Source organism: Sediminitomix flava (assembly GCF_003149185.1).
Taxonomy (GTDB): domain Bacteria; phylum Bacteroidota; class Bacteroidia; order Cytophagales; family Flammeovirgaceae; genus Sediminitomix; species Sediminitomix flava.
This window is the reverse complement of sequence record NZ_QGDO01000001.1, coordinates 633,432-646,251: the sequence shown is the minus strand read 5'-3', so window position 1 is coordinate 646,251 and position 12,820 is coordinate 633,432. Positions and strand designations below refer to the sequence as shown.

The window sequence follows — 12,820 nt, the reverse complement described above, 5'->3', positions numbered from 1 at the left end:
TCTAATTGATACATACACATGATGAGAAAACAGCTTATTACTTTGTAAAATGAGAGGTCACTGTTTTCGAAACACACTAAACTAATTTATCACACTATAGATAATTGCTCTAGATTTCGTTTGAATAACCATAGCAATATTATTTTTAAAAACTAAAGGCAGCTACATACAAATAAGAAAGAAGATTTACAGCAAAAACCACGAAAGCGTATGATCGCTGCCTTAGTTAATTTTTGATATATAGAAGCCCATCCTAACTCATTTTTGAGTAGGTAAGCGTTATCTGTCAAAATGAAATGAAACTTCCTTTTATCAAATTTGAATATGATAGCTAACTCAAAATTTCAATGTTAGAAGATTGAATATTTAGATTTTGGGAAATAGTAGCCCAGCCTTGAATTAAGAAAAATCAAGAATCGAAACATGCATGTAACATTGTGTATTTTTGAAAATGAATACAGCTTATCCTATGAAGAGAATAAGAAATAGACCTGTATTTTCATATATACAATGAAACAGTATAAACCCAAGAAATAAATAGGAAGTTGTTAAGAAGAGTAGGAGGGAGATATCAACAATCAAATATCGGCTGCAATCCTCTTTGGGAAGCAGTTTTGCAGTATGCGATATGTTTAAATGATTGAAAGATAGCCATTTTTGTCTGTTGTCTTTATCTAAAAAGTCTCCTGATAATGGAACAATATTAATAAATGTAAATATTCAAGGCAATTAATTGCATGAAAAAAAGTCAATTTTTTATCAAAATAAGTTCAGTTCATTGAATTCTATTATGAATAAAGCCTAAATATTTATAACTTGCTCATCAAATAACACCATTTTATTGTCAAGTCTCTTATCTCCTCCTGAATATTTTTGTTGAAATATTCAAATCAATTCTTTCTATGAAACCATTGTATATCGCCTTATTCTTAGGGCTGATTTTTAGCGCATGTACTTCAAAAGTTACAGAAACTTCAGAAGCATCATTAGTTGAGCAAGTAAATACTAACAAAGGCAAACTTTTTATAATAGGTGGAGGGAAAAGGCCACCATCTTTGGTTAAACGTTTAGGGGAGGAAGCTAACCTTGGGAAAGATAATAACTACGCAGTAGTGTTGCCTATGTCTAGCTCAGAACCTGACACTTCAGCTTATTATGGTTGTAAGCAATTTACAGATTTGGGATATACAGCTATTTTCCCAAAAGATATTGCAAATAGTGTAGCTCCTCATACATCTTTGTTGGATTCTATTCGAGGAGCCAAGTTGGTTTATATCACAGGAGGTGATCAAAATCGATTTATGGAAAGAGTAGCTGGCACACAACTTATCCAAGCAATTCATGACTGTTATAAAAATGGAGGTACTATAGCTGGAACAAGTGCAGGTGCTGCTTTGATGAGTCAAGCAATGATCACTGGGAATGAGAAAAAGCATCCCGAATACAATTCGACATTCAGAAATATTGAATCAGAAAATATTGAGTTAGCGGAAGGACTAGGTTTGTTTCCTGAAGCAATTATTGATCAGCACTTTGTGAAAAGAAGTCGTTATAACAGACTGATTAGTGCCGTGATAGAAAACCCTTCTAAAGTAGGTCTCGGAATTGACGAATCTACAGCAATTCTAGTGACTGAAGGGACGAAAATTGAAGTAGTTGGAGAATCTCAGGTAATCAGAATGATGAATAAGCAGAAGAGTCCAAAAGTTTATGAAGATAAAATTGGTGCTACTTCTATTCAGCTAGATGTGTTTGTACCTGGTGATGTGTTTGAAATTTAAGATATGGAGAAAATGAAGTTTCGTCTTCCCGATACTTTGATCATTGTATCGGGGGTTCTAATCTTAGTTGGGATCTTGACTTGGATTGTTCCTGCGGGAGAGTTTGCGAAAGAAGTAGTAAACAATAAAGAACAGATTGTACCTGGCTCTTTTAAGTATACTGATGCAAATCCTCAAGGAATTACGGACTTGCTTTTAGCACCAGTGAAAGGAATGTCTTCTGTTGCTCAAATTATTGCTTTTGTACTTTTGGTAGGTGGCGCTTTTCAGTTATTTACCCTATCGGGAGCATTACAAACAGCTTTGGAGCGAATGGTTGTTGTTTGCCATAAGTATCCTCAATTAAAGTATGGAACTATAGCTTTGTTGATCGTACTCTTTTCGTTGGCAGGGGCATCTTTTGGTATGAGTGAAGAAGTTCTTGTATTTGTATTGATCACTTTGCCGCTTGCGGATAGCCTAGGGTACAACAAAATTGTAGGTTTAGCCATTCCTTTTGTTGGAGCAGGAGTAGGTTTTGCTGGAGCTTTTAGTAACCCTTTTACCATTGGAATTGCACAAAGTATTGCAGGGTTAACTCCTTTTAGTGGTATGGAATATCGTTTGTTGGTATGGGCTGTTTTGACTACAATCACTACAATTTATATTCTTCTTTACATCCGAAAACTGGATAAACAAAAAACAGAGACCTTAGAAGGGAATGCGACTTCCTTAGAAGTAAAAAGCTCTGCTTTATCATTATCGCAAATCTTCATTCTGTTTAGCTTCCTTGTGCTTTTAGTACTGCTCGTTTATGGGGTGAAAGAATACGGTTGGTACATAGAGGAAATTGCCGCATTGTTTTTAGCATTTGGAGTTGTTTGTGCTATTGTTTCAAGAACTGAAATGAATACCGCAGCGGAAGCCTTTAAAAAAGGAGCACAAGAAATGCTGCCTGCTGCATTAATTATTGGATTATCAAAAGGTATCTTGATTTTAGCTACAGATGGTAAAATTATAGATACAATTCTATATAGTATGTCAACTGGTTTAGATGGCATAGGTAAAATAGCATCTATAGAGTTGATGTTCTTATCTCAATCATTTTTAAACTTCTTCCTTCCTTCAGGATCAGGACAAGCAGCATTGACGATGCCAATTATGGCTCCGCTTTCAGACTTGTTGGGAGTAAGTAGACAAACTGCGGTACTCGCTTTCCAATTTGGAGATGGACTTTCAAATATGATTATTCCTACAAGTGGAGTAACAATGGGAGTTTTAGGAATCTCTAAAATATCTTATGGAGAATGGTTAAAATGGTTTTACCCACTATTTATCATTCTTACACTCACAGCTATGGCTCTTTTAATACCGCCTAGCATCTTTTTACAATTCTAATTATCTCAAAAAACTAAATAATGAACAATAATTATTCATTGGCTATTCACGGCGGGGCTGGAACTATATTACCTGAACATTTAACTCCTGAAAAAGAAAAATCTTATCATGAGGCACTTGCAGAAGCGCTTTTTGAAGGAGAGAAAATATTGAAAGGAGAAGGAAGCAGTTTAGATGCTGTAGAGAGAGCTGTACAGGTTTTAGAAGATTGTCCTTTGTTCAATGCCGGGAAAGGTTCTGTGTATGGAAATAATGGAATCCATGAAACTGAAGCTTCAATTATGTATGGAAAAGGATTGCAAGCTGGAGCAGCTGCAGGTTTACAACATATTAAAAATCCAATTTCTTTAGCAAAGAAAGTTCTCTTGGCAGAAGACTTTGTTTATTTGATTGGCGAAGGTGCTGAAACTTTTGCAAAGCAAGAGGGTATGGAGTTCGTAGATCAAGAATATTTTCATACAGAAGAAAGATACCTTCAGTGGCAAGCTGCTATGGGGTCTGACAAAGTAGTTTTAGATCATGATGGAGAACGTAAGTTTGGTACTGTAGGAGCTGTAGCTCTTGATCTTAATGGAAACTTAGCCGCAGCAACTTCAACTGGAGGTCTGACGAATAAAAGATTCGGTAGGTTAGGAGATAGTTCTGTTGTAGGTTCGGGTACTTATGCGAATAATGATACTTGTGCTATTTCATGTACAGGTTACGGTGAGTACTTCCTTAGAGCTGTAGTGGCATACGATATTTCTGCAATGATGGAGTATGGAGGTTTGTCTCTAACTGAAGCTTGTGATAAAGTAGTTAAAGATAAGCTAGTGAAAATGCAAGGTGAAGGAGGAGTTATTGCCGTAGATGCTAAAGGAAATATCGATTTGTGTTTTAACTCTGCAGGAATGTATCGTGGAGCTGTTTCTTCAAATTTGGAAGCTTTTACAGCAATTTATGATAAGAAGTAATTAATTGATATTATTCTAAATATGAAAGGCGAGGTTTTTACCTCGCCTTTTTCATTTGTCCAAATAATGCTGTTACTCACTTTCAAATAGGACGGTCTTGTTGATAGATAAGTGTGCGGATTGGAAAAGGTATATTTATACTATTTTCGTCAAAAATGGACTTTATCTTCATAATTGCATCACTTTCAACTTGCATTGCTTGTTTACTTTCTTTCGCATCTACCCAAAACCTCACAATGAAATTGATGGAACTGTCTCCAAATTCTTTATAATAAAATTCAATTTCCTCATCTATTCCTTGAGAAGGGAAAATACTTTCAATGGCTAGAATTGTTAACTCTCTTACGCGCTCAAGGTCTGATTCATAGCCTACACCACAACTAATAGTGGCTCGATATCGATGTGTAAGGCCGTAATTCTTAAGTGGGTTATTAAGAATCATGGTGTTGGGCAAAATCACAATATTGTTATCAGCCTCTTTAAGTTTGGTATTTCTGAGGTTTATTTCTACAACTCGTCCCAAATAGCCATTACTTTCTATCCAATCGCCTTCTTGTATTTCATTTTTTATAGAAATAAAGATACCTGAAAAGGTATTTGAAAGTGTGCCTTGCAACGCTAAACTTATGGCCAAACCTGCGACTCCTGCTCCAGCAAGCAAAGACTTTATAGTACCATCTAAGTTGAGTATGGAAAGCGTAAGTAGGCAGCCTATCACAAAAACACCAATTGACAATATATTTGTGAATAAATTCCGAATTGAGGAATGGTGTATGATGTTTTTTAGAATTCGGTTTAGTAGAATTTGTAGGTATTTCGATAGCCAATAAAAAAGAAGGATGGTGACCAGACCGATTAAGATATTCGGTAAAATCAGAATAGAGGCTTCAATCCATCCCATGAGCTTATCAACGAGCTTATCCCAAGTATTAATGAAGTGTTCCTCCATTGTCTTTACATCAGAAAATGTACTACTCATAGCGATTGTAATAGTTTAGGTACTACCTCAAATTACAAACTGAATAGCAATAAAAGAACCTATAAAGACTGAAGTTTTAATTTGAATAAGAGAATGTGAGAGTATAGTGGGTATGAAAAAAGCCTCTTTCACATTAAGTAAAAGAGGCTTTTATTATATCAGTAGGAATAGATTAAATACCCGCTCCTGTTGTTGCTTGTTGGAATTCAACGCTATTGTTGCTTCTATCTATGTCAGCCATTCTTAAAGAAGGATCAATTTCAATCTTCTTAATGTTTTTGGCAGAAGTAGGAATTGTTAAAGTGTATGATGGGTGTGTCCAAGGCCAATCGTTTAACTGAGTACGTTTTGTATCGTTTTCAACTGGTTTTTCACCTCTCATCACTCGCAATGGAATATAGAAAATTTCTTTGCTTCCATCCGTGTATTCTACTTCAAGGTCAATAGGCATTGGCATTTTACCAATTCGCTCTAAAGTAACAGTAGTACTTGTTTCATCAGAGAATGTTTGACGGATAGCGTAGTCAATTGTTTTCGTTGTAAAAACAAAATACTCTTTGTACCAGTCCAATTCGATTCCTGATTGTTTCTCCATTACACGAATAATAGAGTTTACGTCTGGGTGTTTGAATTTCCATGTGTTATAGTAATTCAACATACCTTGGTTCAAGTTTTCTTTACCAATCACATAGCCCATTTGCTCCAAGAATACAGCTCCTTTTACGTAAGAAGCAATAGAGTAAGCTCTGTTTGTGTTGAAGTGGTCAGCGTGAGTTGAAAGAGGTTCTTCTTGCCCTGATTCAACCAAAGCTTGATAGCCTTTATAAATGCCTAAATGAACATTAGATTTATTAAATACGTGCTTGTCTACTTCATTACCTACATAAGTGTTAAATCCTTCATCCATCCATGAGTAAAGGCTTTCGTTACTTGCCAATACAAATTGATACCAACTATGTAGTAATTCATGAATTGTTACCCCTAATAAGCTATTGTAGTTTCTCTGTCCTGTTACAAGAGTAAGCATAGCGTATTCCATTCCGCCATCACCACCTTGAACAACATTGTATACATCATAAGGGTATTTACCGTAATTTTCATTTAAGAAAGTAAATACTTTGTCAATGTCTTCAGGTAGTTTTTTCCACGCATCAATGTACTTTTGATCCATATTCTTTTTGTAGAATAGGTGTAGAGCAGGTCCGTCTTTCATTTGTACTACATCATGAGTGAAGTCAGGATCAGCAGCCCAAGTGAAGTCATGTACATTAGGAGCTACAAAATGCCATTTGATCTTGCCATTTTTAGCTTTACCTTTTTCAACACCTTCATAGCCATATCCAACTTCTTTTGGATTTTGGATGTAACCTGTAGATGCAACTACAAATTTCTCATCTATCGAGATTTTTACATCGAAATCTCCCCAAATACCGTAGAATTCACGCCCTACGTAAGGGTTTGCATGCCACCCTTGTGCATCATAGTTACACATTTTAGGGTACCACTGAGCCATTGAGTAGGCTACGCCTTCTTTGTTGTAACGTCCCGAACGACGGATTTGAACTGGAACTTGTGCTTCAAAGTCCATCTTAAAAGTAGCTTTTTCACCTGGAGCAATTGGTTTAGCCAATTCTACTTCAAGAATAGTCCCTTCAACCTTATATTCTAGTACTTTACCATTTTGCTTAAGACTATTGATTCTTTGATAACCAATCTCGTCTTCAGAAAGGTGAGAAATACGATCTTTCACACGGTGATCAGGATCTTTGATACTACGCGATCTTACATCCATCATGCTTCCTGGTTGGAAGGCATTGAAGTATAAGTGATAAAAAACTCTTGTAAGCGTATCTGGAGAATTATTTGTTAGTGTAGCTTCTTGTTCACCATCATAACGATGTGTGTTCACATCGAAGTCGATGTCCATTTTGTAATCGATAGCTTGTTGCCAAGTTGTGCTCTGAGCATATCCAAACCCGAAAGTCAATGCCCAAGAAGCAAAAAGTAGAAGATTCTTCTTCATAAAATTAAATTTCTAAAGTGAGATGATCGAATCGTCAAATAGATCAATTTGAGACATAGTTTATTGTAAAGGACTATTATCCTTTATTGTTGAAGTTTATTTCAACTAAAGCTAGAAAATTACACAATTTTCTAAAATTTTTGAAAGTCTAGTCTCTATTTAGACTGAATTTTAGCTTAATCACGAAAAATTGTATTAAATGTGAATGTGAAAATCTTCAAGCTCAGTAATTCAAATAGAGGAACTATAAGAAAGTATTTTAGCTTACTGACATATCAAACAGAGATGATATGACAACAATTTTGTTAGCACGACATGGTGAAACGGATTGGAATAAGAATAACTATTTTAGTGGTCGCGCAAATATAGAATTAAATGAAAAAGGGCAGCGTCAGGCTCAAATGTTAGGGCGTTACATTGGTAGTCATTGGCAGCCTTCAACATTGTACACTAGTCCTTTTGATAGAGCAATCAATACTGGGAAATATATAGCGGATACATTTGAGTTACAAAGTCAACAACTACCATTGTTAGTGGATATTGACTACGGAATATGGCAGGCTAAATTGCATAAAGAATTTAGAGAAAAGCATCCGGACCAATGGTTGATGTGGTTGGAGCATCCCGAGAGATATGTATTTGAGGATGGTGAATCGTTGCAAGATGTACAAGTTCGGGCAAGAAATATTATTCAGAAAATTGAGAAATCACACGAGAGTGAAACGGTAGTGTTAATTGGACATGATTGTGTGAATAGATTATTGATGTTGGAGTTTTTAGGTTTACCCTTAAGTGCTTATCGGAAGGTTATTCAAGGAAATGGCTGTCTGAATGTGGTTAAGATTGTGAATGGTGCATATGTCATTGTTTCGATGAATGAAAGAGCTTTTTTGGGTGAATACAGATTCTAAAAAAGTATCAATTAGAAAAACAAAAGCCCTCATCGCTTTAACTTTTGCTAAAGTAATGAGGGCTTTCATATTTTGATTATATCAATTAGTCCATATCAAAAGCATAAAGCGTTTCATCAAGTTTTACGCCTTCAGGAGACTTAAACGAATTGATGAATTCTTGTACGTCTTTTTCTGTGATTTCAGGACGGTTTAGACAAATATCTAAGTTTACAATAGATGAATCTTCGATGTTTGGCTCAACTTCTAAAAGTTCTTGAACCTTGTACTCATCATCTTTCGCAAGTTCAGCTGCAATTTGTTCCATTGCATCAATATGCTCTCCTTCCAAAGCATTGAAGTCCATTCCATCATACTTAGGGAATTGTTCTACTGTAAGGGTTACAGCTTCCTCATAAATCTCAGAAAAGAACTCCATCTCTAAGATGTACATGAAAGAATCGAAAAGAACTTCTTTTCCTTCATATTCACCAACGAAAAGGAAATTTACTTGGCTTTCGTCGTTATCAGCATCTTTGCGATAAATGAAAGCTTGCCCACTCTCTTGAAGGGCTTTTTTAACGGCATCTAAAGTGTAATTCATTTTGCTACTCAAATGGAAATAACCAAAGTAACTATATCATTTTTGTCCGAAGACCTGTTTACATTCTTAGAATGGAGGAAATTAATCAAAAGGTTCAAAAAGAGAACAATTTATTCCTTGAATTTTTGGTGAACTAGCTTAAAATATTCACTCTAACTCCATCTATATCATCTAGTTTTGCAAAAACTTGATCAAAAAGCTTCTCTCTAACCATAAATTCGATATGGCATTCGGTATCAAAGGTTTGTTTTCCGAAGTCAAGATCAAATGTTTTACCAACTTTCATCACCTCATTCATCAAAGGATATTCGAAGGTTACTTTGATCGTCTTCATCAAGAATTCTTCAATGATATCCGCTTCTTCAAGAGCTTCTGCAGCAGATGTTTTGTAGGCATTAATTAAACCTGAAACACCTAATTTTGTTCCCCCAAAATAACGGACAACAACTACTAAAGTATCCGTTAATTCTTTCGAACGAATTTGTCCAAGAATTGGAGCACCAGCAGAGTTTCCTGGTTCACCATCATCATTAGCCCTGAACTTTTTTTTGTCAGCTCCAAGTATATAGGCATAACACCAATGACGAGCATCATAATAAGTCTTACGTAAACCTTGAACAATCTCTCGAACTTCTTCTTCAGATCGAACCCGATAAGCGAAAGCCAAGAACTTACTTCCTTTCTCTTTATATAATCCTTCTGATGTTCCCTCTATGGTCAAATATGAATCTTCCATATTTAATTGGCTTTTTCTTAATACTTAAGCACACAAAAGTACAAAAAATTGTGAGTCTACTTAGACTTTATCGAAAAATCCGATGGTGAGATCAACAACTTCTTGTATTGTTGATGGTAATTCTGATTCCTCAAAAGGATGTGCAACGCCAAAAGTGTGACCTGTTCCTTTGATTATTTTCTTTTCTGCAGTCGGGCAATGACTAACGATTAAATCAGCTGCCTGCACAGGAACTGTTTCATCTTCATCTCCGTGGATAACAAGCGTAGGAACATTTATTTTTGGGAGAAGAATATCAAGGTCTAACTTATTTCTGTTAGCTTCAAAGTCTTCTACAAGTTCATAATGAAGTGGCAGTTGCTCTTGTGTTCTTCCATTTAAAACATGAATAACACCTTCATTTTCCCATTTTTCTAATTGATCTTTTGTGAAAAAACGATTTAAAGAAGGAACCGATGCCCAAGTAGCGAGTTTCTTGATTCGAGGGTCTTGAGCTGTAAGACAAAGTCCAATGCCTCCACCTCTGCTATGACCCACAAGATAAATTTTATCTAAATCTATATTAGGAATAAAACAAGACTCACTATTCAGATATTCAAGAATAGTATCATAATCATTTAACTCTTTCGTAAATGTATTTCTTGCGAAGCTATGGAAGTCTGTAATTTCATAAGGGTAGTCTAAAGTTGTCCCGTTATTGGAAAAATTAAACTTTAGGAAAACATATCCCTTTTCGGCAAACTGGTCAGCAATGATATCAAAAGCGCCCCAGTCTTTAAAGCCTTTAAAACCATGTGTGAAAATGATTAAAGGTTTTTTCTTTGAATTTTCTTTCCAACGAGCATCAAGTAGGAAACGCTTATCATTTTTCGGTGAGTTAAGAATAAATTCAACTTTCTTCAGCATAACAATCAAATTTTACCAGATATAGTTAAAGCTAAATCAATCATATCCATTTTGAAAGGAATATTTGATTTTTACTAAAATGAGAGGTTTAAGTTAGGTTGTAAACATTGTGTTTCTGTAATTTCACGAACTGTCTTTTAAGCTGAATAAATTGAAATAACAAGCATTTTTCAAAAAAATATACATTCATATATTTTTTTGGCATGATTTTATGTGGGCTCAAAATAATTTACTATTTTTTGGAAGAAATTAGAGAGGTTAATTTATCACTTAACTCAAACCTTTCATTTTTTGAACCGTATTTGATTAACAGTTAAAGGCTTTTTGGTTTTCATTTACCCAAAAGCTAAACCAAATAATATTAGGTATGCAAAAATTAAATTTAACTCAGAGTTTAAGACAAAACTTATCTCCTCAGCAGATACAGTTTATCAAACTATTGCAGATACCTACAGCAGAGCTACAAACCCGAATTGAAGAGGAGTTGGAAATAAATCCTGCTTTAGAAGAAGGAAAAGAGGACGAGACTTATTCAGAAGAAGAGACTTCTGAGTACGAAGAAACTGTAGATAGTGCTGATGATGAAAATTTTGATGAAGTTGAAGATATCAGTTTAGAAGAATATGCCAATTATGATGATGCTGGCGGCTATAAAATGCAAGGAGACGGTCCTTCAGGTGATGAAGAAGACCGAGATATGCCTATCGCTATGTCAGAATCATTAATGGATAACCTAATGGACCAGTTGGGCTTTTTGAAGTTAGATGAAAGGCAATTGGTGATTGGGAAACAACTTGTAGGTAGTATTGATAATGATGGCTATATCCGTAGAGAGTTAGAGGCTATCGTTAATGATCTTGCCTTTCTCCAAAACATAGATACAAACCTAGATGAAGTAGAAGATATCCTCAAAAAGATACAAACTTTCGAACCAGCAGGTATTGCCGCCCGTGACCTTCAAGAATGTCTTGATCTCCAGCTTCAGCGAAGACCCCAGAATGACAAGATAACTAAAATAGCTAGGAAGGTAATTCTATTAACCTTTGAAGAGTTTAAAAAGAAACACTTTACTAAAATCCAGAAAAAGTTAGGTGTAACCGATGAAGAACTGAAAGAGGCTTTCGATGTAATCTTGAAGCTGACACCTAAGCCAGGTGGGTTTACATCATCTTATGCCAAAACACAATACATAACGCCTGATTTTATTGTAAAGGAGATTAATGGAAAGTTAGAAGTCAGTCTAAACTCTCGTAATGCTCCAGAATTAAAAATCAGTAGATCTTATGCAGAAATGATTGACTCTTATGAGAAGAGTGAGAAAAAGGATCGTAAGATGAAACAAACGGTAACCTTCGTTAAGCAAAAGTTGGATGCTGCGAAATGGTTTATTGATGCAATTCGTCAACGTCAGGAAACACTTTTAAAGACAATGAATGCAATTGTAGATTATCAGAAACCATTTTTCCTTTCAGGTGATGAAGGAAGACTGAAGCCTATGATTCTTAAAGATATTGCAGAAATCATCAATATGGATATTTCTACGGTTTCTCGTGTAGCGAACAGTAAAGCTGTACAAACCGATTTAGGGATCTACCAATTGAAGTATTTCTTTTCTGAGAGTATTTCTACTGATACGGGAGAAGAAGTGAGTAGTAAGGAGGTGAAACACGTTATTAAGAACATCATAGATGATGAGGATAAGCGTAAGCCTCTTTCTGATGAGAAGATAGAAAAATTACTTAAAATTAGAGGCTATAACATTGCAAGAAGGACTGTTGCAAAATACCGAGAACAAATGGGTATGCCTGTGGCAAGATTGAGAAAAAAGTTATAGTTTAGTTGAGATTATTTTCAAACCAAAGACTGAACTGAGTGGTTTTGATACTCAGTTCAGTCTTTTTCTTTTATGTAGTATGCAAAATAAATTAGCAAAATTACTCTCCTATATTCTTCATCCTATATTCATGCCCTTATGGATGACGGCTATGCTATTCTATTTCTATGATTTCGCATTGCTGATCAATGAAAAAGGGATGTGGTTCATCTTGGGGTTTATTTTTGTTTTCAGTATATGTTTACCACTGCTTTGGATATGGTTTATGTACAAAGTTGGTATTGTGAAGAGCTTACAAATGCCTGCTCGGGAAGAACGGAGGTTACCTTACTTAATGATGCTTTTTATTAATTTAGGCTTACTCTATTCGTTCTCTGAGGTAATGAAAGTAGGGGGAATGGTGTCTGCAAGTTTTGCTGGTATTAGTTTGGTTCTTTTAGTCCTTAATTTCTCGAATGTATTTTTCAAAATCAGTGCACATTCAACCTCTATAACAGGACTCTTAGGTATTTTCTTAGCAGAAATAGTTTGTTATGGTTTAAAAAGTTACCACAGTTTTTACTTAATGATGGTATTACTGATTATTTCAGGCTTCGTAATGAGTTCGAGGTTACTTTTGAAAGTACATACCCTTAAACAAGTTTGGTATGGGGCTTTTTTCGGTTTCGTAAGCGGTTTTTTAGGCGTGTATTTATTTAATGTTTTGAGGGGCTAAAGCCCACTCAAAACATTAAAGT

11 protein-coding genes are annotated in these 12,820 nt (G+C 35.3%); 6 read left to right on the top strand and 5 right to left on the bottom strand.

Features of this window, described 5'->3' with window-relative positions; translation table 11 throughout:
- Positions 1-902 precede the first annotated feature (902 nt).
- The 3 genes from BC781_RS02510 to BC781_RS02500 are packed head-to-tail and all read left to right on the top strand — an operon-like array spanning position 903 to position 4,111.
- Complete coding sequence (locus BC781_RS02510) at positions 903-1,781, top strand: cyanophycinase (RefSeq protein WP_109615670.1); 879 nt, start codon at positions 903-905, stop codon at positions 1,779-1,781.
- A gap of 3 nt (positions 1,782-1,784) precedes the next feature.
- The gene (locus BC781_RS02505; RefSeq protein WP_245935565.1) at positions 1,785-3,158 is read left to right on the top strand and encodes a YfcC family protein; all 1,374 of its coding nucleotides are present in this window, start codon (positions 1,785-1,787) and stop codon (positions 3,156-3,158) included.
- 20 nt (positions 3,159-3,178) lie between these two features.
- On the top strand, positions 3,179-4,111 hold the full coding sequence (locus BC781_RS02500; protein WP_109615669.1) for an isoaspartyl peptidase/L-asparaginase family protein: 933 nt from the start codon (positions 3,179-3,181) through the stop codon (positions 4,109-4,111).
- Between the two features lie 82 nt (positions 4,112-4,193).
- Here the strand turns inward: BC781_RS02500 and BC781_RS02495 are convergent, their stop codons facing one another.
- Both BC781_RS02495 and BC781_RS02490 read right to left on the bottom strand, forming a co-directional pair.
- Positions 4,194-5,090, bottom strand: coding sequence for a mechanosensitive ion channel family protein (locus tag BC781_RS02495; protein WP_211323661.1), 897 nt, complete (start codon positions 5,088-5,090; stop codon positions 4,194-4,196).
- 172 nt (positions 5,091-5,262) lie between these two features.
- The gene (locus BC781_RS02490; RefSeq protein WP_109615667.1) at positions 5,263-7,113 is read right to left on the bottom strand and encodes a M1 family metallopeptidase; all 1,851 of its coding nucleotides are present in this window, start codon (positions 7,111-7,113) and stop codon (positions 5,263-5,265) included.
- 290 nt (positions 7,114-7,403) lie between these two features.
- Between BC781_RS02490 and BC781_RS02485 the strand changes: the two genes are divergently transcribed.
- Positions 7,404-8,024 carry a histidine phosphatase family protein gene (locus BC781_RS02485; RefSeq protein ID WP_109615666.1) on the top strand — a complete coding sequence of 207 codons (621 nt, stop codon included), beginning with the start codon at positions 7,404-7,406 and terminating at the stop codon, positions 8,022-8,024.
- Positions 8,025-8,109: 85 nt separating this feature from the next.
- On the opposite strand, the gene BC781_RS02480 is transcribed toward BC781_RS02485, so the two are convergent.
- From BC781_RS02480 to BC781_RS02470, 3 genes are all read right to left on the bottom strand, one after another.
- Positions 8,110-8,607, bottom strand: coding sequence for a hypothetical protein (locus BC781_RS02480; protein ID WP_109615665.1), 498 nt, complete (start codon positions 8,605-8,607; stop codon positions 8,110-8,112).
- 133 nt (positions 8,608-8,740) lie between these two features.
- Positions 8,741-9,343 (bottom strand): IMPACT family protein, encoded by a 603-nt coding sequence (locus tag BC781_RS02475; RefSeq protein ID WP_109615664.1) that lies wholly within the window; start codon positions 9,341-9,343, stop codon positions 8,741-8,743.
- A gap of 60 nt (positions 9,344-9,403) precedes the next feature.
- Complete coding sequence (locus BC781_RS02470; RefSeq protein ID WP_109615663.1) at positions 9,404-10,249, bottom strand: alpha/beta hydrolase family protein; 846 nt, start codon at positions 10,247-10,249, stop codon at positions 9,404-9,406.
- A gap of 367 nt (positions 10,250-10,616) precedes the next feature.
- Between BC781_RS02470 and rpoN the strand changes: the two genes are divergently transcribed.
- Both rpoN and BC781_RS02460 read left to right on the top strand, forming a co-directional pair.
- Complete coding sequence (gene rpoN / locus BC781_RS02465; RefSeq protein WP_109615662.1) at positions 10,617-12,083, top strand: RNA polymerase factor sigma-54; 1,467 nt, start codon at positions 10,617-10,619, stop codon at positions 12,081-12,083.
- Between the two features lie 79 nt (positions 12,084-12,162).
- Positions 12,163-12,798 (top strand): phosphatase PAP2 family protein, encoded by a 636-nt coding sequence (locus tag BC781_RS02460; RefSeq protein WP_109615661.1) that lies wholly within the window; start codon positions 12,163-12,165, stop codon positions 12,796-12,798.
- Positions 12,799-12,820 lie beyond the last annotated feature (22 nt).